17 protein-coding genes are annotated in these 19,426 nt (G+C 63.6%); 7 read left to right on the plus strand and 10 right to left on the minus strand.

Annotation, left to right across the window (positions count from 1 at the left end; translation table 11 throughout):
* Positions 1-43: 43 nt before the first annotated feature.
* The 3 genes from C4K38_RS29480 to C4K38_RS29490 all read right to left on the minus strand — a co-directional run bounded on the left by C4K38_RS29480 (position 44) and on the right by C4K38_RS29490 (position 3,684).
* Entirely contained in the window at positions 44-1,294 is a 1,251-nt protein-coding gene (locus C4K38_RS29480) for a sarcosine oxidase subunit beta family protein (protein ID WP_009051223.1), read from the minus strand.
* 23 nt (positions 1,295-1,317) lie between these two features.
* The gene (gene glyA / locus C4K38_RS29485; RefSeq protein ID WP_009051224.1) at positions 1,318-2,571 is read right to left on the minus strand and encodes a serine hydroxymethyltransferase; all 1,254 of its coding nucleotides are present in this window, start codon (positions 2,569-2,571) and stop codon (positions 1,318-1,320) included.
* A gap of 369 nt (positions 2,572-2,940) precedes the next feature.
* Entirely contained in the window at positions 2,941-3,684 is a 744-nt protein-coding gene (locus tag C4K38_RS29490; RefSeq protein ID WP_053281202.1) for a TraX family protein, read from the minus strand.
* A gap of 224 nt (positions 3,685-3,908) precedes the next feature.
* Here C4K38_RS29490 and C4K38_RS29495 point away from each other — a divergent pair, with 224 nt between their 5' ends.
* Both C4K38_RS29495 and C4K38_RS29500 read left to right on the plus strand, forming a co-directional pair.
* Positions 3,909-4,949, plus strand: coding sequence for a threonine aldolase family protein (locus C4K38_RS29495; protein ID WP_009051226.1), 1,041 nt, complete (start codon positions 3,909-3,911; stop codon positions 4,947-4,949).
* Between the two features lie 169 nt (positions 4,950-5,118).
* Positions 5,119-5,943, plus strand: coding sequence for an SDR family oxidoreductase (locus C4K38_RS29500; protein ID WP_053281203.1), 825 nt, complete (start codon positions 5,119-5,121; stop codon positions 5,941-5,943).
* Between the two features lie 108 nt (positions 5,944-6,051).
* Here the strand turns inward: C4K38_RS29500 and gbcB are convergent, their stop codons facing one another.
* Entirely contained in the window at positions 6,052-7,152 is a 1,101-nt protein-coding gene (gene gbcB / locus C4K38_RS29505) for a glycine betaine monooxygenase reductase subunit (protein ID WP_025807284.1), read from the minus strand.
* Between the two features lie 439 nt (positions 7,153-7,591).
* Between gbcB and gbcA the strand changes: the two genes are divergently transcribed.
* Positions 7,592-8,887, plus strand: a complete 1,296-nt coding sequence (gbcA, locus tag C4K38_RS29515; RefSeq protein ID WP_053281204.1) for a glycine betaine monooxygenase oxygenase subunit — start codon at positions 7,592-7,594, stop codon at positions 8,885-8,887.
* 874 nt (positions 8,888-9,761) lie between these two features.
* Here gbcA and etfB read toward each other — a convergent pair.
* From etfB to C4K38_RS29545, 6 genes are all read right to left on the minus strand, one after another.
* Positions 9,762-10,532 carry an electron transfer flavoprotein subunit beta gene (gene etfB, locus C4K38_RS29520; protein ID WP_053281205.1) on the minus strand — a complete coding sequence of 257 codons (771 nt, stop codon included), beginning with the start codon at positions 10,530-10,532 and terminating at the stop codon, positions 9,762-9,764.
* 15 nt (positions 10,533-10,547) lie between these two features.
* Positions 10,548-11,768 (minus strand): electron transfer flavoprotein subunit alpha, encoded by a 1,221-nt coding sequence (gene etfA / locus C4K38_RS29525; RefSeq protein WP_053281206.1) that lies wholly within the window; start codon positions 11,766-11,768, stop codon positions 10,548-10,550.
* On the minus strand, positions 11,768-13,717 hold the full coding sequence (gene dgcB, locus C4K38_RS29530; protein ID WP_053281207.1) for a dimethylglycine demethylation protein DgcB: 1,950 nt from the start codon (positions 13,715-13,717) through the stop codon (positions 11,768-11,770). The genes etfA and dgcB overlap by 1 nt, the downstream gene beginning before the upstream one ends.
* Before the next feature lie 163 nt (positions 13,718-13,880).
* Positions 13,881-15,941: a dimethylglycine demethylation protein DgcA gene (dgcA, locus tag C4K38_RS29535; protein WP_053281208.1), complete on the minus strand. Its 2,061-nt coding sequence runs from the start codon at positions 15,939-15,941 to the stop codon at positions 13,881-13,883.
* 15 nt (positions 15,942-15,956) lie between these two features.
* Positions 15,957-16,487 (minus strand): DUF5943 domain-containing protein, encoded by a 531-nt coding sequence (locus tag C4K38_RS29540; protein ID WP_003228980.1) that lies wholly within the window; start codon positions 16,485-16,487, stop codon positions 15,957-15,959.
* 76 nt (positions 16,488-16,563) lie between these two features.
* Positions 16,564-17,541 (minus strand): dipeptidase, encoded by a 978-nt coding sequence (locus C4K38_RS29545; protein ID WP_007926352.1) that lies wholly within the window; start codon positions 17,539-17,541, stop codon positions 16,564-16,566.
* 227 nt (positions 17,542-17,768) lie between these two features.
* Between C4K38_RS29545 and C4K38_RS29555 the strand changes: the two genes are divergently transcribed.
* From C4K38_RS29555 to C4K38_RS29570, 4 genes are all read left to right on the plus strand, one after another.
* The gene (locus C4K38_RS29555) at positions 17,769-18,170 is read left to right on the plus strand and encodes a lysozyme inhibitor LprI family protein (protein ID WP_053281209.1); all 402 of its coding nucleotides are present in this window, start codon (positions 17,769-17,771) and stop codon (positions 18,168-18,170) included.
* Positions 18,171-18,403: 233 nt separating this feature from the next.
* Positions 18,404-18,658 carry a type II toxin-antitoxin system RelE family toxin gene (locus tag C4K38_RS29560; RefSeq protein WP_009051238.1) on the plus strand — a complete coding sequence of 85 codons (255 nt, stop codon included), beginning with the start codon at positions 18,404-18,406 and terminating at the stop codon, positions 18,656-18,658.
* Positions 18,597-18,965, plus strand: a complete 369-nt coding sequence (locus C4K38_RS29565) for a helix-turn-helix domain-containing protein (RefSeq protein ID WP_053281210.1) — start codon at positions 18,597-18,599, stop codon at positions 18,963-18,965. The genes C4K38_RS29560 and C4K38_RS29565 overlap by 62 nt, the downstream gene beginning before the upstream one ends.
* Before the next feature lie 34 nt (positions 18,966-18,999).
* Entirely contained in the window at positions 19,000-19,416 is a 417-nt protein-coding gene (locus tag C4K38_RS29570; protein WP_025807273.1) for a DUF3010 family protein, read from the plus strand.
* Positions 19,417-19,426 lie beyond the last annotated feature (10 nt).

Raw genomic sequence — 19,426 nt, forward strand, 5'->3', positions numbered from 1 at the left:
TAACGCCGTATTGCCAAGCGCAGTAGTTTTCATGAGGCCTTTGTTAGTGGGCGACAGCTGCAGCGCCGTGTTCGTCGATCAGCGCACCGTTGTGGAAACGGTCGATGGAGAAAGGTGCGGCCAGCGGGTGCATTTCACCCTTGGCCAGGCTCGCGGCGAATACGTTGCCCGAACCCGGGGTGGCCTTGAAGCCGCCGGTACCCCAGCCGCAGTTGAAGAACATGTTCGGCACCGGAGTCTTGGAGATGATCGGGCAGGCGTCCGGGGTGGTGTCGACGATGCCGCCCCACTGGCGGTTCATGCGCACCCGCGAAAGGATCGGGAACATCTCGACGATGGCCTGGATGGTGTGCTCGATCACCGGGTACGAACCGCGCTGGCCGTAGCCGACCCAGCCGTCGATACCGGCGCCGATCACCAGGTCGCCCTTGTCGGACTGGCTGATGTAACCGTGCACCGCGTTGGACATGATCACGCTGTCGATGATCGGCTTGATCGGCTCGGACACCAGCGCTTGCAGCGGGTGCGATTCGATCGGCAGGCGAAAGCCGGCGAGCTTGGCCATGTGCCCGGAGTTACCGGCGGTGACCACGCCGACGCGCTTGGCGCCGATGAAGCCCTTGTTGGTTTCCACGCCGATGCACACACCGTTTTCCTTGCGGAAGCCGATCACTTCGGTCTGCTGGATCAGGTCCACGCCCAGGGCGTCGGCGGCACGGGCGAAGCCCCAGGCCACGGCGTCGTGACGGGCCACGCCGCCACGGCGCTGGACGGTGGCACCCATCACCGGGTAGCGGGTGTTCTTGGAGCAGTCCAGGTAGGGAATCTCGTCCGCTACCTGCTTGGCGTTGAGCAGCTCGCCGTCCACGCCGTTGAGGCGGTTGGCGCTGACCCGACGCTCGGAATCGCGGATGTCCTGCAGGGTGTGGCACAGGTTGTAGACGCCGCGCTGGGAGAACATCACGTTGTAGTTGAGGTCCTGGGACAGGCCTTCCCAGAGTTTCATCGCGTGTTCGTACAGGTGCGCCGACTCGTCCCACAGGTAGTTGGAACGCACGATGGTGGTGTTGCGCGCGGTGTTACCGCCGCCCAGCCAGCCTTTCTCGACCACGGCGACGTTGGTGATGCCGTGCTCCTTGGCCAGGTAGTAGGCAGTCGCCAGGCCATGCCCACCACCGCCGACGATGACCACGTCGTAGACCTTTTTCGGGGTCGGCGTGCGCCACATGCGCTGCCAGTTTTCATGGTGGCTGAGGGAGTGCTTGAAGAGGCCGAAGCCCGAGTAGCGTTGCATAGTCATTTACTCCAAAACCGCACTCAGCGATAAACCGGGAAGTCCGCGCACAGGGCCGATACCTGACGAGCGACATTGGCCTCGACATCGGCATCGCCGAGGTGGTCGAGGATGTCGCAGATCCAGCCGGCCAGCTCCACGCACTGGGTAACCTTGAAGCCGCGGGTGGTCACCGCCGGGGTGCCGATACGCAGGCCGGAGGTCACGAACGGCGACTGTGGATCGTTCGGGACAGCGTTCTTGTTCACGGTGATGTGGGCGCGCCCCAGGGCGGCGTCCGCATCCTTGCCGGTGAGGCCCTGACGGATCAGGCTGACCAGGAACAGGTGGTTGTCGGTGCCGCCGGACACTACATCGTAGCCGCGTTTGATAAATACGCCGGCCATGGCCTGGGCGTTCTCGATCACTTGCTGCTGGTAGGCCTTGAAGCCAGGCTCCAGCGCTTCCTTGAAGCACACTGCCTTGCCGGCGATCACGTGCATCAGCGGGCCGCCCTGGGCGCCAGGGAATACCGCGGCGTTGAGCTTCTTCTCGATTTCTTCGTTGGCCTTGGCCAGGATCAGGCCGCCACGCGGACCGCGCAGGGTCTTGTGGGTGGTGGTGGTGACCACGTCGGCGTAAGGCAGCGGGTTCGGGTACAGGCCGGCAGCCACCAGGCCAGCGACGTGGGCCATGTCGACGAACAGCAGCGCGCCGACTTTATCCGCGATCTGGCGGAAGCGTGGGAAGTCGAGGGTCTTGGAGTAGGCCGAGAAACCGGCAACGATCATCTTCGGCTTGTGCTCGACGGCCAGGCGCTCGACTTCGTCGTAGTCGATCAGCCCGGTGTTGGTGTCGATGCCGTACTGCACGGCGTTGTACAGCTTGCCCGAGGACGACACCTTGGCGCCGTGGGTCAGGTGGCCGCCATGGGCCAGGCTCATGCCCAGGATGGTGTCGCCGGCTTGCAGCAGGGCCAGGTACACGGCGCTGTTGGCCGAGGAACCGGAGTGCGGCTGGACGTTGGCGTAGTCGGCGCCGAACAGTTGCTTGGCGCGCTCGATGGCCAGGGCCTCGACCTTGTCCACGTGCTCGCAGCCACCGTAGTAGCGCTTGCCCGGATAACCTTCGGCGTACTTGTTGGTCAGGCCGCTGCCTTGCGCTTGCATCACGCGCTTGCTGGTGTAGTTCTCCGACGCGATCAGCTCGATGTGATCTTCCTGACGTTGCTCCTCGGCATTCATGGCCGCCAGCAGTGCATCGTCATAACCCTGGATTTGGTCTTGCTTGCTGAACATCGCGTCTCTCCCAGCGGCGGCGGTGCGCCTTTCGTCTCGGTGAGGCACGTACCCTGCGGTAGTGCCCTTTGGATGCGATGGTATGGCCGGCGCTGACCGGTCAAATGCCTATGGACGCCACGCAAAGGTGCGTTTACGACATGGCTTGGCGCAGAGAGCCCCAGACCGCCGCGCGCCATGCACCGAAGGCTCTATATCCGAGGCTTGCCCGCGACTGTGGGGGCCTGCCGCCGACCAGTGGCGCGACCGGCGATTGACAGCACGACTGTCGCAAATACGCCAAAGGCCGTTGGCCTGGAGTATTGCGATGGCTGGTCTGGCGGCCGCTGCGCGACCGATCGCGGGCAAGCCTCGCTCCTACGGGGGCCATCAGGCCAGGAGATTGCGCAGCATCAGCAGCAGGAGGAAATGCCCGGGGTACAGGAGATAGGCCCAACGCCGCATCGGTGGCGGCGAAACACCGCGCAACCGCCGCAGGATCGCCAGCCCCAGCCACGGCGCCAGCACGCAGGCGACCAGGGCCCAGGCCGCCACCTGACTGCCCTGGCGCACCGCCGGCAGCAGGCTTTCCCACTGATTGGCCGCCAGGCACAACAGCCCCGGCAGCAGCGCCCAGTACCAACGGCGCTGCAGCACCAGCAACAACGCCAGCGGCAGCAATACGCCGAACAGGCCGAACATCAGGTACCGGTCGAACAGCCCGCCCAGCAAGGCCGCGACAATCCCCAGCCACAACGCCAGGCCGCCGCGTCGCTGCCAGGCACGGGCCACCAGCAGGCCCAGGGCCAGGGTCGGCAGCACATTCAGGGTATCGGGGTCGGGAATGTATAGCCGGTACGGCACTTCGCCGAGCAGGCTGAACAGCAGCAGCCAGCCCAGGTAACGCCATTGCCCCGCGCCCTCGCGCTCCACCGCGCCAGCCCGCGCCACATTGGCCGCCAGCGCCAGGCAGAACCAGGGAAACGCCAGGCGCCCGGGCACATACAGCAGATCAAGGCTCCAGCCGACGTAACGCAGGTGATCGAGCACCATGCCGAGCAGCGCCAGCCACTTGAGCAGGTCCAGGGCTCCATCGCGCCGGGCGGCAAGCGGGGTCAGCATCGGGTCTGGCATATATCCTCATGGCCTGTGCATTTTTCATCCATAAACAGAGCGTGTGCTCCCCCGTCAATCTTGGGTAAAGTGGCGCTCCACCGATCTCTGCGGGGCCTGCGCTGTCCTGCTGGCCCAGACCTCGTTGCGGACGCTTGACCCAAGGGCTCCTTACCCAGGAGCACCTTATCCGGAGCCCTTTATCGAAGGACTCCCCTCTCGGACCCTTAGCACGGAAGACGGCCATGACCGACAAGAGCCAACAATTCGCCAGCGACAACTATTCCGGCATTTGCCCCGAGGCCTGGGCGGCCATGGAACAGGCCAATCGCGGCCACGAACGCGCCTACGGCGACGACCAGTGGACCGCACGCGCCGCCGATTATTTCCGCAAACTGTTCGAGACCGACTGCGAGGTGTTCTTCGCCTTCAACGGCACCGCCGCCAACTCCCTGGCCCTGTCGTCGCTGTGCCAGAGTTACCACAGCGTCATCTGCTCGGAAACCGCCCACGTCGAAACCGACGAATGCGGCGCGCCGGAATTCTTCTCCAACGGCTCCAAGCTGCTGATCGCCGGCACCGAGAACGGCAAGCTGACCCCGGACTCGATCCGCGACATCGCACTCAAGCGCCAGGACATCCACTATCCCAAGCCTCGGGTGGTGACCCTGACCCAGGCCACCGAAGTCGGCAGCGTCTACACCCCGGAAGAAATCCGCGCCATCAGCGCCACCTGCAAGGAGCTGGGGCTGAACCTGCACATGGACGGCGCGCGCTTCTCCAACGCCTGCGCCTTCCTCGGCTGCTCGCCCGCCGACCTGACCTGGAAAGCCGGGGTCGACGTGCTGTGCTTCGGCGGCACGAAAAACGGCATGGCGGTGGGCGAGGCGATCCTGTTCTTCAACCACAAGCTGGCCGAAGACTTCGACTACCGCTGCAAGCAGGCCGGCCAACTGGCCTCGAAGATGCGTTTTTTGTCCGCGCCCTGGGTCGGCCTGCTGGAAAACGACGCCTGGCTCAAATACGCCCGCCACGCCAACCATTGCGCGCAGCTGCTGGCCGAGCTGGTGGCGGACATCCCAGGGGTGGAACTGATGTTCCCGGTGCAGGCCAACGGTGTGTTCCTGCAACTCTCGGAACCGGCCATCGCCGCGCTGACCGCCAGGGGCTGGCGCTTCTACACCTTCATCGGTAAAGGCGGCGCGCGTTTCATGTGCTCGTGGGATACCGAAGAAGCGCGGGTCCGCGAACTGGCCGCGGACATTCGCCAGGTCATGGCCGGCTGAAACGCCCCCGCCGGCGCCACCCCGCCCTGCGCCCCGGTCAACCGACCGGGGCCATTCCCACCGCAACCCGCTTTTCGCCCCTGATCCGCACGTGCCGCCAGACATGAACTAGATTGTCTGGCGAGCCGCTGTACCCGCTCGGATAACGACAATAATCAGGAGCGCATCCATGTCCTTACAAGGCAAGACCCTGTTCATCACCGGCGCCAGTCGTGGCATCGGCCGTGAAATCGCCCTGCGGGCGGCGCGGGACGGGGCCAATATCGTGATCGCGGCGAAAAGCGCCGAGCCCCATCCCAAGCTGCCCGGCACCATCTTCAGCGTGGCCCGCGAGGTCGAGGCGATTGGCGGCAAAGCCCTGGCCCTGCAGGTGGATGTGCGTGACGAAGAGGCGGTGCGCCAGGCCCTGGCCAAGGCCGCCGAGCAGTTCGGCGGCATCGATGCGCTGGTCAACAATGCGGGGGCGATCAAGCTGACCGGGGTGCAGCACATCGAGCTCAAGCGCTTCGACCTGATGCACCAGATCAACACCCGCGCCGTGCTGCTGTGCAGCCAGGCGGCCCTGCCCTACCTGAAAAGCAGCGGCGGCCACATCCTCAACCTGTCGCCGCCACTGAACCTGGCGAACAAATGGTTCGCCCAGTACAGCCCCTACACCGTGACCAAATACGGCATGAGCATGCTGACCCTGGGCATGAGCGAGGAATTCAAGAACTACGGCATCAGCGTCAACTCGCTGTGGCCGCAGACCATGATCGCCACCGCCGCCATCGAGTTCCAGCTGGGTTCGCGCGAGTCGTTCAAGCATGCGCGCACGCCTGCGATCATGGCCGACGCGGCCCACGCGATCCTCTCCAGCAGCCAGCGCCGCATCACCGGGCGCTTGCTGATCGACGAGGAAATATTGCGTGAACAGGGAGTGAGCGACTTCGCTCATTACCGCTTCGATCCCGACAGCAGAGAAACGCTGATGACGGATCTGTTTATCGATTGAAAAAACGCAGCGCCCCCAACGCAAACAAGCTCGCTCCTGCAGGGTTTTCACCCGACCTGCAGGAGCGAGCTTGCTCGCGATGAACGATGAACCGGTCCCGAACCGGACTCAATACTCGACCCGCACATCCCCCTTCGGCACGCTGCAGCAGGACAGGATGTAGCCTTCGGCTTCGTCTTCCTCGGTGATGCCGCCGTTGTGGTCCATCTCCACTTCACCGCCCAGCTTGAGCACCTTGCAGGTCCCGCAGATGCCCATGCCACAGGCCTTGGGGATCATCAGGCCAAGCTTGGCCGCGGCGGCGTGGACGGTCTCGCCCGGCGCCACGCGGATGCTCTTGCCGGACGCGGTGAACTCCACCTGGTGCAGGTCGGCGGCGTCGACTTCGGGCGCCTCGGCGGCCTGTTCGGCCTGTTCCACCGCGTCGGCACGGGCTTCCGCCGGCGTCGCGCCGAAGGATTCCTCGTGGTAACGCGACATGTCGAAGCCGGCGGCCTCGAGCAGGCGCTTGACCGCGTTCATGTATGGGGTCGGGCCGCAGCAGAACACCTCGCGCTCGAGGAAGTCCGGCGCCATCAGCTCCAGCATCTTGTGGTTCAGGTAGCCGCGATAACCGGCCCAGGGCTCGCCCAGGCCGTGTTTCTCGCAGATCAGGTGCAGGCTGAAGTTGTCGATCCGCGACGCCATGTGCTCCAGCTCGCGGTGATAAATGATGTCTTTCGGCGAGCGCGCGCTGTGGATAAACACCATGTCGACATTGCCGTTGGTGTCGTAGAACCAGCGCGCCATGGACATCACCGGGGTGATACCGACGCCGCCACTGAGGTAGAGGATCTTCGGGCTGGGGAAGTCGATGGCGTTGAACAGCCCCACCGGCCCGTGCACCGCCAGCTCCTGGCCTTCGTGCAGGGTGTCGTGCAGCCAGTTGGACACCTTGCCGCCAGGGACGCGCTTGATGGTCACCGAGAAGCTGTAGGGCACCGAGGGCGAGCTGGAAATGGTGTAGGAACGCATGATCGGCTGGCCTTCGATCTCCAGCTCCAGGGTGACGAACTGCCCCGGCTTGAAGAAGAACATGATCGGCTGGTCGGCCATGAAGCAGAAGGTGCGCACGTCCCAGGTTTCCTGGATGACTTTGACGCAACGGACGATGTGTCGGCCATTGGCCCAGGTCTGGGTGGTTACCGGGTTCAGGAAGTTGTTGGACATGCTGATCTCCACGGCCGACTGTCGGCCTTTATGGTGACGATTGTGCGCAGGCCCATAAACGCCCATTTACCTATCTGCGACATTCACATGCTTATCGCGACCAGCCCCCAACCACCGGGGCTTGCGCGTCGGGAACAGATTGGGCCATGTCGCCCATGGATAAGGTTCTGGGCCGCGCCGGCCCCACACTCGCCTCAACTGATAACCGCTGATTTTTCAGCCTTGCGTCGTAACAGTGGCCGGTGTGACGGGTTTGTACGGAGCAAGCCCACAGCATGAAGTTCTGAGTCAAGGCGCCGCGACGAGTCATAGCCCGCTATGGCGAGGAGCGGCAACGCAGAATCAGGACTTCAGGCGCAGGGATTGCCCGTACAAACCCGTTACACCGGCCACACAGCCACTTTCGCCGGCCACACAGATGGCCATGAGGACTAAAACGATGGACGTCACCGCAACCCTGAGCCTGGGCGATCCGCTGGAACCCGCACGCAAGGCCACCGCACAAATGCTCCAAGAACGCGAGCGGACCTTCTCCCTGCCGCAGCCGTTCTACTGCGACGAGCGCCTGTTCGATATCGACATGCAGGAGATCTTCCAGAAGGAATGGCTGATCGCCGGCATGACTTGCGAGATCCCGACCAAGGGCAACTACATCACCCTGCAGATCGGCAAGAACCCGATCATCGTGATCCGTGGCGCCGACGGCGTGGTCCATGCCTTCCACAACGTCTGCCGCCACCGCGGTTCGCGCCTGTGCACCAGCGACAAGGGCAAGGTCGCCAAGCTGGTCTGCCACTACCACCAGTGGACCTACGAGCTGGACGGTCGCCTGCTGTTCGCCGGCACCGAGATGGGCGCCGACTTCGACATGAAGCAGTACGGCCTCAAGCCGGTGAACGTGAAGACCGCCGGTGGCTACATCTTCATCAGCCTCGCGGAAAACCCGCCGGCCATCGATGACTTCCTGGCAACCCTGACGCACTACATGGAACCCTACGACATGGAGAACACCAAGGTGGCGGTGCAGACCACCTTGATGGAAAAAGCCAACTGGAAGCTGGTGCTGGAAAACAACCGCGAGTGCTACCACTGCGGCGGTTCGCACCCGGAGCTGCTGAAAACCCTGCTGGAGTGGGACGACGTCACCGACCCGCGCGCCGACCAGGGGTTCAAGGACCACGTGGCCGCCTCCGCCGCCGCCTGGGAAGCCGAGAAGATCCCTTACGCCCACGCCAGCTTCGGCCTGCGTAACCGCATCGTGCGCATGCCGCTGCTCAAGGGCACCGTGTCCATGACCATGGACGGCAAGCAGGGCTGCGCCAAGCTGATGGGCCGGATCAAGAACCCGGACCTGGGCTCGATGCGCATCCTGCACCTGCCACACTCGTGGAACCACTGCATGGGCGACCACATCATCGTGTTCACCGTGTGGCCGATCAGCGCCCAGGAAACCATGGTCACCACCAAGTGGCTGGTGCACAAGGACGCGGTCGAAGGCGTGGACTACGACGTCGAGCGCATGCGCCAGGTGTGGGATGCCACCAACGACCAGGACCGTCGCCTGGCCGAAGAGAACCAGCGCGGCATCAACTCCACCGCCTACCAGCCAGGCCCGTACTCCAAGACCTATGAGTTCGGCGTGGTCAACTTCGTGGACTGGTACAGCGAGCGCATACTGAGCAACCTCGGCGCCGAACCGGCTCCGTACCTCAAGGGCGTGCCGGTTCACGGCTGATCCAAGACCTGTAGGAGCGAGGCTTGCCCGCGATGAACGCGACACGGTGCATCTGACACACCGGGTTATCGTTCATCGCGAGCAAGGACTAGGCGTCCCCCTGCTCCTACAGAAACCAATGCTGATGTTGCTGTACAAAATTTGATCTGACTCCCTCCCGGCCATGGCCGACAAGGCCCCCAGCCTTCCGCGAACAAGTTATCCACATCTCCACCCACAGCAAATGTGGGCAACTCGGCTTTCAGCCAACGGATTCATTGGCAGAACCTGAAGAAAATCCGTGACTTATCCAGAAAGGCCTTTTCCATCAGGCTTTGATCATTTTTTGAACAAGACTCTGCAGGCCACGTATTTAAAGGCCCACAGGCGAAGGCGAACACCTTATCCACAGAAGCGCCAACAGACTTTGGGGGCAACTTCACGGCAAAGGGCGGCGAGCTGTGGAAAACCGCCGAATAGCGCGAAATATCGAGGCTTCAGTACCGCCGACAAGGCAAAACCCCGGATTTGCCTATTTTTCGACCACACCCTCGCAGACCGCTGTTTATATGGCTCTCAGCGGACAGCGAACATCTTATCCACAAAGAGGCCAACAGACTTTGGGGGCAAGTCGGCAGCAGCAGAGGAGCGAGGGAATTCCTTATCCACAGAAAAACCTTCGTAAAAACCTCGACTTAGCTTGATCGTTTTTCGTACAGAGCGCCGCAGCACTTGATTGGCGCGGCGTGCAGAGAGGGACGAACATCTTATCCACAGAGGCGCACACAGGGATTGTGGGTAACCGTGGATACAGGAGGGGAATCAGTCACAAGCAAGCCACGCCCCTGTAGGAGCGAAGCTTGCTCGCGATAACGATAGTGCGACAGGCCCGGCCCTAACGGACCACGCCTTCTTCGATCAGCAGCTTGAGGATCGCCTCGGCCCCAGCTTCGGCGCTGACGCCCTTGAGCACCTGGCCGCCACCGCCGCTGGCCTTGGCGGTCGCGGCTTTCATGCGGTCGGCGCCGCTCTTGGCCTTGATCACTTTCAGGCGCTTGGGCCGGGGTTTGGCCGGTTGCAGGGTGGCGCTGGTGAACAGCTCATCGTCGAGCACTTCCACATTCCGCGCCTGTAGCACCCCGCGTCGGGCCGGGCCGTAGGCGCTCTGCCGTGGCTTGGGCGCGGCGTTATCCACAGTGGCGAGGAACGGCAGGCGCACCTTCAGCCGGCGGCGCTGGCCGCGCGGCAGGGCTTGCAGCACCAAGGCCACGCCAGCGTCGATGGACTCCACCTGGGCCAGGCCCACCACCAGCGGCCAGCCGAGGTTTTCCGCCAGCAGGAACGGCAGCATGCCCGAACCTTCGCCGGTTTCCGCCTGGCTGCCGGTAAGCACCACTTGCGCTCCGGCATCGCGCAGATAATCGGTCAGCGCCGGCAGCGCATCGGCACCGGCCGACTGCTCCAGCACGTGCATCTGTTCCAGGCCCATGCCCAGGTACGCGCGCAGGGCCGGCTCGGCGATATCGCCGGCGTGCAGCACCTGCAGCCTGTCCCCGGCCAGTTGCAGCCCCAGCTCGACTGCCCGCGCATCCTGCTCGGCACGCCGTGGCCGGCCGGAAGTCGGGTGGGCGCCGATGGACACCAGGCTGATCACATTAGTACTCATAACCCTATCCTTCCCTTAAGCCGCATCGCGCTTGGCGCCGTTGCGGTAGGCCTCTACCGCCGCGATCAAGGCTTGAAGAAGCTCGGCGCTTTCGCCAATCACCGACAGGTCGGCGCGTTTGATCATGTCGCAGCCCGGATCGAGGTTGATCGCCACCACCTTGTCGCAGGCACCGATGCCCTGCAGGTGCTGGATCGCCCCGGAAATCCCCACCGCCACGTACACCCGGGCGGTAACCCAGGTACCCGAGGCGCCAACCTGACGGTCGCGGGCCATGAAGCCGTCGTCCACCGCCACCCGCGACGCGCCTTCGGTGGCGCCCAGGGCCGCGGCGGTCCGGTGGAAAAGTTCCCAGTCCTTGACCCCGTTGCCGCCGGAGAAAATGAATTCGGCCTCGGCCATGGGAATCGCCGCCGGGTCCACCGCCACCGCGCCCAGGTCCTCGATCCGCGCCAGGCTGCGCGCCACCGTTGTGGATAACTCCACCGGCAGGGCTTCGTGGCGGGTTTCGCTGACCGGCTCGGCGCATTCGGCGGCGGCCAGGATCAGGCGTGCCAGCGGTCGGGCCAGGTCCTGCAAGCCGGCACCGGCGCGGCCGATGCACTGCTCGTCCTTGACCTGCCAGACCCGCGTGGCCGGGCGTTCGCCCAGGGCCGCGGCAAAGCGTCGGCCCAGTTCGCCGCCACCGGTACGGCTGTCGGGCAGCAACCAGTGACGCGGGCTGAACTGGTTATCCACAGCCCGCAGGCCCTGGACCCGTTGCTCCGGTGCATAACCGCTGAATTCGTTGCCTTCCAGCACCAGCAGGCGGTCGATGCCGGCCGTGGCGAAGGCGTTTTCCTTGTGCTCGCCGAACACCACCGCCAGCACTGCGCCGTCCTTGCCGGCCAGTTGATGGGCCAGGCCCAGCAGGTCGCGGTCGTGGCTGCTCAGGCGGCCGCCAACCATGTCCGGCACCACGCTGATGTAGAACGCCGGCTGCGCCACCTGATGCAGCGGCAGCTGGACTTCGACCGTAGCGCTGCGCTTGACCGCCCCGCCCTGCTGGGCGCCGCTGCGGTCGATGCGCTTGATGCCGTTGGGGCCGATAAAACCGACCCCGTGGGGGTTCTTGCGGATGATGCCGTTGGGCCCCATCCAGCTGTGCTGCGCCGGTTGCATGGCCGCGTGCAGCGGGTGCAGGCGGTTACGGGCGATCCATTCGGCCCGTGGGTCGCGGCGGATAATGTCGCTCATCAGTGGGCCTCCGCAGGTTCACGTTTGGCCGGGGTCGCCGGCTTGCCGGGCGCGGCGTCCTCCAGCAAGGCGTCGGCCACCAGTTCGGCGATGTCCTTGATCAGCGGTCGTGGTTCGACCACGCCTTCAAGCATCGCGGTGCATTGTGGACAACCCACGGCCACCAGCTCGGCGCCGGTTTCGCGGATGTCGTCCATACGCATGTCGGGGATCCGCTGCTTGCCCGGGATGTCGGTGATCGGCGCGCCGCCGCCACCGCCGCAGCAGCGCGAGCGGAAACCGGAGCGTTGCATTTCCTTGACCTCGATCCCCAGCGCCCGCAGCACTTCACGCGGCGCTTCGTACTCGCCGTTGTAGCGGCCCAGGTAGCACGGGTCGTGATAGGTCACACTGTTGCCTTTGTGCTGACCCAGATTCAGGGCGCCGCCGGCGATCAGCTCGGCCATGTAGGTGCTGTGGTGCTGCACCACGTACTCGCCACCCAGGGCGCCGTATTCGTTTTTCAGCACATGGAAGCTGTGGGGGTCGCAGGTGACGATGCGTTTGAAGCTGTACTTGGCCAGGGTCTGGATATTGCGCTTGGCCAGCAGCTGGAAGGTCGCCTCGTCGCCCAGGCGCCGGGCCACGTCACCGCTGTCGCGTTCTTCCAGGCCCAGTACCGCGAAGTCGACCTTGGCCGCTTTCAGCACTTTGACGAAGGCGCGCAGGGTGCGCTGGTTGCGCATGTCGAACGCGCCGTCGCCAACCCAGAACAGCACGTCGGTGGTTTTCTTCTCGCCCAGCAGCGCCAGGTTGAGGTCCGCCGCCCAGTTCATCCGCCCGCCCGGGGCAAAACCGCCCGGGTTGTCGGTGGCGATCAGGTTTTCCAGGACTTCGGCGCCCTTGTTCGGGGTGGCGCCCTTTTCCAGGGTCAGGTGACGGCGCATGTCGACGATGGCATCGACGTGCTCGATCATCATCGGGCATTCCTCGACGCAGGCGCGGCAAGTGGTGCAGGACCACAGGGTCTCGGCGTCCACCAGGCCGTTGACGATCGGCTGGTGCGGGTTGCCGCTGTGTTCGCCAATCGGTTTACCCGGATACGGGCTGCCAGCGAACTTGGCGTCGGTACCGCCAGCCAGGCCAACCACCATGTCCTGGATCAGTTTTTTCGGGTTCAGCGGCTGGCCGGCGGCAAAGGCCGGGCACGCGGCTTCGCATTTACCGCACTGCACGCAGGCGTCGAAGCCCAGCAGTTGGTTCCAGGTGAAATCCTTGGGTTTTTCCACCCCCAGCGGCGCGTTCGGGTCTTCCAGGTCCAGCGGCTTGAGGCCGGTGGAACGGCCGCCGCCGAAGCGCTCGGCGCGGCGGTGCCAGGCCAGGTGCAGGGCACCGGCGAAGGCGTGCTTCATCGGGCCGCCCCAGGTCATGCCGAAGAACAGCTCGGACACGCCCCACAGTACGCCGATGCCGAGGATTACTGCCAATACCCAGCCACCGAAGTTTTCCGGGAGGATCCCGGCCACCGGCAGGGTCACCAGGAAAAACGACGCCGAGAACGCCAGCAGGCTTTTCGGCAGGCGCATCCACGGGCCTTTCGACAGGCGCGCCGGCGGGTTGCGGCGGCGCAGGTAGACGAAGATCGCGCCGACGAACATCACCGCCGACATCAGCAGCAAGGCGTAGCCGAGGATGCGATTATGCAGGCCGAAACCGTGCACCAGAATCGCCAGCACGATGGACGCCACCGCGCCACCGGCCGTGGCCACGTGGGTGTTGGCGATGTATTTGTCCCGCGCTACCACATGGTGCAGGTCGACCATGTAGCGCTTGGGCATGGCCAGCAGGCCGCCGATCAGGTCGACCTTGGACGCACGGCCCCGGCGCCACATGGCCACCCGCCGCAACGCGCCCAGGACAGCCAGGCCGATGGCTGCGAACAGCAGGATGGGAAGAAGGGTGTTCAACATAGAGGAGCTCCCAAAGACCTCGGGCTTAACTACCTGGATGACTTGCTCGTCCTCTGTAGGAGCGAGGCTTGCCCGCGAAAGCAATGGATCTGCCGACATCCATGGCGAATGTCAGTACGTCTTCGCGGGCAAGCCTCGCTCCTACAGGGTTATCCACAAGCGCTTAGAAATCCTTGCAGATCCGCAGGGCGTCATAGATGGCCGCGTGGGTGTTGCGCTGCGCCACGCAGTCACCGATGCGGAACAGCAGATAACCGTCGCCCGCCTGGCTCAACGAAGGCTGCGGCTTGATCGCGAACAGCGCTTCGACGTCGACCTGGCCCTTGTTGCGCGAACCTTCCTTGAGCGCGTAGTAGATCGCTTCGTCAGGCCGCACGCCGTTCTCCACCACCACCTGGTCGACCACCCGCTCCTCTTTGGCGCCGGTGTATTCGTTCTCCAGCACCGCCACCAGCTTGTCGCCTTCGCGGTAGACCTTTTCCAGCATCATGTCGCCGGTCATGATCACTTCTTTGGGGTACATGCTGCGGTAGTAGGTCGGGAACGACGTACCGCCGATGGCCACGCCCGGCTTGATGTCGTCGGTGACGATCTCGACCTGGCTGCCCTTGTCGGCGAGGAAGTCGGCCACCGACATGCCGGTGAACTCGCAGATGGTGTCGTAGACCAGCACGTTCTTGCCCGGCGCGACCTTGCCGTCGAGCACGTCCCAACTGCTGACCACCAGCCCTTCGGCGGCGCCCCAGTGCTCGTTCTGCTCGAGGAACGGATGCCCGCCGACGGCCAGCACCACGATGTCCGGACGCAGGTCGAGGATGGTCGCGGCATCGGCCGCGGTCCCCAGGCGCAGGTCGACCTTCAGCCGCGCCAGCCCCAGCTGGTACCAGCGGGTGATGCCGGCGATCTGGTCGCGCTGCGGCGCTTTCGCGGCGGTGGTGATCTGCCCGCCGATGGCCTCTTTCTTCTCGAACAGGGTCACGTCGTGGCCCCGTTCGGCTGCCACCCGCGCCGACTCCATGCCGGCGGGGCCGGCGCCAACCACCACCACCTTGCGTTTCGGCCCGGTGGATTTCTCGATGATGTGCGGCACGCCCAGGTATTCACGGGAGGTCGCGGCGTTCTGGATGCACAGCACGTCCAGGCCCTGGTACTGGCGGTCGATGCAGTAGTTGGCGCCCACGCACTGCTTGATCTGATCGATCTGGCCCATCTTGATCTTGGCGATCAGGTGCGGGTCGGCAATGTGCGCGCGGGTCATGCCGACCATGTCGACGTAACCGCCTTCCAGGATGCGGGTAGCCTGGTTCGGGTCCTTGATGTTCTGCGCGTGCAGTACCGGAACCTTGACCACTTCCTTGATGCCGGCAGCCAGGTGCAGGAACGGCTCCGGTGGATAACTCATGTTCGGAATCACGTTGGCCAGGGTGTTGTGGGTGTCGCAACCCGAGCCCACGACGCCGATGAAATCGAGCATGCCAGTGTCGTCGTAATACTTGGCAATCTGCTTCATGTCCTCATGGGACAGGCCGTCCGGGTGGAATTCGTCACCGCAGATACGCATGCCCACGCAGAAATCGTCGCCGACTTCGGCGCGCACTGCCTTGAGCACTTCCAGGCCGAACTTCATCCGGCCTTCGAAAGTGCCGCCCCATTCGTCGGTCCGCTTGTTGACCCGCGGGCTCCAGAACTGGTCGATCATGTGCTGGTGCACGGCGGACAGCTCGACGCCGTCCAGGCCACCGGCCTTGGCCCGGCGCGCAGCCTGGGCGTAGTTGCCGATCACCCGCCAGATCTCTTCCGGCTCGATGGTCTTGCAGGTGGCGCGGTGCACCGGTTCACGGATGCCCGACGGCGACATCAGGGTCGGCCAGTTGAAACCGTCCCAACGCGAGCGGCGGCCCATGTGGGTAATCTGGATCATGATCTTGGCGCCATGCTTGTGCATGGCGTCGGCCAGGTTCTGGAAGTGCGGAATGATGCGGTCGGTGGACAGGTTCACCGAGCTCCACCATTCCTGCGGGCTGTCGATGGCCACCACGGACGAACCGCCACAGATCGCCAGGCCGATACCGCCCTTGGCTTTCTCTTCGTAATACTTCACGTAGCGGTCGGTGGTCATGCCGCCGTCGGTGGCGTAGACCTCGGCGTGCGCGGTGCTGAGCACCCGGTTGCGGATGGTCAGTTTGCCGATCTGGATCGGCTGGAACATCGCTTCGAAAGCCATTTTTCTTAACTCCGCTTACAACGGCTTGACGGTGAACAGGCCATCGTCGTGGCCTTCTTCGGAACCGCCGTAGACCTGTTCGGCGACGGTGCGGATCTTGCTACCGCGGGCGGCCAGAATCTGGTCCATGGCGCCGGCGAACCAGCCGGTGAACATGTAGTCGACCTTGCGCCCGACCTTGCCGTACACATAGACAAAGGCCGAGTGTTCGAGCTTGACGCTGGCGGTGCCCTTGTCGAGGTCGATGTCCTGGATCTTGAACAGGCCCCAGCCACGCTGAGACAGGCGCTTCATGTAGTGTTCGAACACCGCGACGCCTTCCAGGCCGTGGCATTCGGCTTCTTTTTCGCACCAGTGCCAGGCGGATTTGTAGCCGGCCTTGTAGAGGATCTCGGCATAGGCTTCGGCGCCCAGCACTTCCTCGATACCCATGTGGTTGTTGACGAAGAAGTGACGCGGTACGTACAGCATCGGCAGGGCGTCGGAGGTCCAGACACCGGTTTCGCTGTCGACTTCGATGGGCAGTTGCGGGGCGATCTTGGCCATGGAAACTTAACTCCAGAAAATTCGTTGTGTTGCCCCCGGCGCGGACGGCCGGGGGAAAGGATTCAGAGGTTGCGGCTTATTCGCCCCAGACGTCCTTCAGGACGTTGACCCAGTTCTCGCCCATGATCTTGCGCACCACACGCTCGGAGTGACCGCGCTTGAGCAGGGTCTCGGTGAGGTTGGGGAACTCGCCCACGGTGCGGATGCCCAGCGGGTTGATGATCTTGCCGAAGTTGGTCAGGCGACGGGCGTAGCCCTTGTCGTGGGTCAGGTATTCGAAGAAGTCCTGGCCATGGCCCTGGGTGAAGTCGGTACCGATACCGATGGCGTCTTCGCCGACGATGTTCATGGTGTATTCGATGGCTTCGGCGTAGTCGTCGATGGTCGAATCGATGCCCTTGGCCAGGAACGGCGCGAACATGGTCACGCCGACGAAACCGCCGTGGTCGGCGATGAACTTCAGTTCTTCATCGGACTTGTTGCGCGGGTGCTCTTTGAGGCCCGACGGCAGGCAGTGGGAGTAGCAGACCGGTTTCTTCGATTCGAGGATGACTTCCTCGGAGGTCTTGGAGCCGACGTGGGACAGGTCGCACATGACGCCGACGCGGTTCATCTCGGCGACGATCTCGCGACCGAAGCCCGACAGGCCGCCGTCGCGCTCGTAGCAGCCGGTACCCACCAGGTTCTGGGTGTTGTAGCACATCTGCACGATACCCACGCCCAGCTGCTTGAACACCTCGACGTAGCCGATCTGGTCCTCGTAGGCGTGGGCATTCTGGAAGCCGAAAAGGATGCCGGTCTTGCCCAGTTCCTTGGCCTTGCGGATGTCGGCGGTAGTACGCACCGGCATCACCAGGTCGCTGTTCTCGCGGATCAGCTTCTGGCTGGAGGCGATGTTGTTGACCGTGGCCTGGAAGCCCTCCCACACCGACACGGTGCAGTTGGCCGCGGTCAGGCCGCCTTTACGCATGTCTTCGAACAGCTCACGGTTCCACTTGGCAATGATCAGCCCGTCGATAACGATGCTGTCGGCGTGCAATTCGGCTGGGCTCATCAGGCAGTCCCCTTATTGGCAATTCATGCGCCGAATCGTCTGCCGGCGCTTTGGGGTCAGCATATGCCTCGGTGCCCGGGCAGCCGGGTGCAAAAACGACAGGGGAATTGCCGAAAGCGTCAATCCGCGACAAAGGGTCTGCCGGGCGTCCCTTGCCCCATCTGTTCTTTGTCATGCGCATGGGCCAGAATCCGCCGCATCACTGGATTAGAGGGGGCTGCGACGCAATGAAATCGATCTTCCTGGCTTTGGCACTGCTGGCGACTGGCGCACAGGCGGCTGAAGAGGCCGACAACTCTCCGTGCGACAGCGTCGAACAGGACCAACAGACTCTGGAATGCGCCACCTTCAACAAAACCACCGCCGAGCAACTGCTGAGCGACAACCTGCAGGGCCTGCTCGAACGCCTGGGGACGCAATATGGCAGCGACAAGGCGCAGCTGGCCGACATCACCGCCAAGGTCAAGAACGCCCAGCAGCTGTGGCAGAAACAGCGCGACGCCGACTGCGCCATCGACACTTTCCCCGCCAAACCCGGCAGCAAGGCCTATGCCATTGCCCAGGCCGATTGCCTGGCGCGCATGAGCGATGAACGGTCGGAGTTTCTTGAGTCGATCGGGCAGGAATAACGGACCGGTCGCAAGATTTCCGATGACAGGAATACCGCTATCGCGGGCAAGCCTCGCTCCTACAGATGCAAAACCTGCAGGAGCGGTCGGTCGACAATTGGTTGCTCGCGAAAAACCTGCCCCTCCCCCCGCTGTAACAAGCCATGAGCAATACCTGGACAAGGTTCCTGCCTTGGCCCGCGGGCGAACATAAGCAAAGATTGATTAATCTTATAAAAGGCTTATATTCGTTCATGAACAGCATCCTGTGGACCCGTAAGGCCGTCAAACAACTGCTGCGATTGCACAGCGCCCACCAGGTACAGATCCGCGATGCGGTGACCTTGCTCGGCGACATGCCCGATACCGGCAACGTCAAGGCGCTCAGCGGCCATACCTATGCCTATCGCCTGCGAGTGGGTAACTATCGAATCCTGTTCGACTGGGATGGCGCTATCAGAGTGGTCAGTATCCAAGAGGTCAAGAAACGTGACGAACGCACCTACTGACATCCAGATCATCAATGGCACGGACGGCAAGCCGGCGTTCGTGGTGATCCCTTATGCGCACTATGTGGCGCAACAGCAGGAGCCGGACCTGATCCCCCATGATGTGGTCAGCCGCATGGTCGACGGCGCCACGCCAATCCGCGCCTGGCGCGAACACCTGCACCTGACCCAGGACGAAGTCGCCAGGCGCCTGGGCATTTCCCAGCCGGCCTTCGCCCAGCAGGAAAGCGTCGCCAAGCCCCGTCGCGCCACCCGCGAGAAGATCGCCGCGGCCTTCGGCATTCGCGCCGACCAGCTGGAACTGTAAGCTGCACGCCATTCACCGAGAAAAAGGTCTTTCCATGAGCATCTGCGGCATCGAAATCAAAGGCAGCGAAGCCATCTTCGCCATGGCCACCCTGCAAGACGGCACGGCGCAACACCTGGCCAACGCCTGCAAGAAAATCGCCCTGGACGACGATGACGAAGCCGCCAACGTCAAAGCCTTCGCCACCCAGGTCGCAGCCTTTGTCCGCGACAACGGCATCAGCCGCATCGCCATCAAGAAACGCAGCAAAAAAGGCGAATTCGCCGGCGGCCCGACCACCTTCAAGATCGAAGGCGTGTTCCAGCTGCTGGACAACTGCGAGGTGACCCTGCTGTCGCCGCAGACCATCAACGCGCAGAACAAAAAGCACAACTTCGACCTGCCGGCGACGCTGAACAAGTATCAGCATGAGGCGTACAAGACCGCCTGTGCGGCGCTGCTGAAAAAATAACCCGGCTTCT

This window comes from Pseudomonas chlororaphis subsp. piscium (genome assembly GCF_003850345.1).
Taxonomy (GTDB): domain Bacteria; phylum Pseudomonadota; class Gammaproteobacteria; order Pseudomonadales; family Pseudomonadaceae; genus Aquipseudomonas; species Aquipseudomonas piscium.

Bases quoted from the DNA above. Each gene is read 5' to 3' on its own strand.
- C4K38_RS29565 (WP_053281210.1), top strand. From the start codon at position 18,597: ATGGCGCTATCAGAGTGGTCAGTATCCAAGAGGTCAAGAAACGTGACG.
- etfB (WP_053281205.1), bottom strand. From the start codon at position 10,532: ATGAGTACTAATGTGATCAGCCTGGTGTCCATCGGCGCCCACCCGACT.
- dgcA (WP_053281208.1), bottom strand. From the start codon at position 15,941: ATGGCTTTCGAAGCGATGTTCCAGCCGATCCAGATCGGCAAACTGACC.
- dgcB (WP_053281207.1), bottom strand. From the start codon at position 13,717: ATGTTGAACACCCTTCTTCCCATCCTGCTGTTCGCAGCCATCGGCCTG.
- gbcA (WP_053281204.1), top strand. From the start codon at position 7,592: ATGGACGTCACCGCAACCCTGAGCCTGGGCGATCCGCTGGAACCCGCA.
- C4K38_RS29540 (WP_003228980.1), bottom strand. From the start codon at position 16,487: ATGGCCAAGATCGCCCCGCAACTGCCCATCGAAGTCGACAGCGAAACC.
- C4K38_RS29495 (WP_009051226.1), top strand. From the start codon at position 3,909: ATGACCGACAAGAGCCAACAATTCGCCAGCGACAACTATTCCGGCATT.
- C4K38_RS29490 (WP_053281202.1), bottom strand. From the start codon at position 3,684: ATGCCAGACCCGATGCTGACCCCGCTTGCCGCCCGGCGCGATGGAGCC.
- C4K38_RS29480 (WP_009051223.1), bottom strand. From the start codon at position 1,294: ATGCAACGCTACTCGGGCTTCGGCCTCTTCAAGCACTCCCTCAGCCAC.
- C4K38_RS29555 (WP_053281209.1), top strand. From the start codon at position 17,769: ATGAAATCGATCTTCCTGGCTTTGGCACTGCTGGCGACTGGCGCACAG.
- C4K38_RS29500 (WP_053281203.1), top strand. From the start codon at position 5,119: ATGTCCTTACAAGGCAAGACCCTGTTCATCACCGGCGCCAGTCGTGGC.
- glyA (WP_009051224.1), bottom strand. From the start codon at position 2,571: ATGTTCAGCAAGCAAGACCAAATCCAGGGTTATGACGATGCACTGCTG.
- C4K38_RS29560 (WP_009051238.1), top strand. From the start codon at position 18,404: ATGAACAGCATCCTGTGGACCCGTAAGGCCGTCAAACAACTGCTGCGA.
- C4K38_RS29570 (WP_025807273.1), top strand. From the start codon at position 19,000: ATGAGCATCTGCGGCATCGAAATCAAAGGCAGCGAAGCCATCTTCGCC.
- etfA (WP_053281206.1), bottom strand. From the start codon at position 11,768: ATGAGCGACATTATCCGCCGCGACCCACGGGCCGAATGGATCGCCCGT.
- gbcB (WP_025807284.1), bottom strand. From the start codon at position 7,152: ATGTCCAACAACTTCCTGAACCCGGTAACCACCCAGACCTGGGCCAAT.
- C4K38_RS29545 (WP_007926352.1), bottom strand. From the start codon at position 17,541: ATGAGCCCAGCCGAATTGCACGCCGACAGCATCGTTATCGACGGGCTG.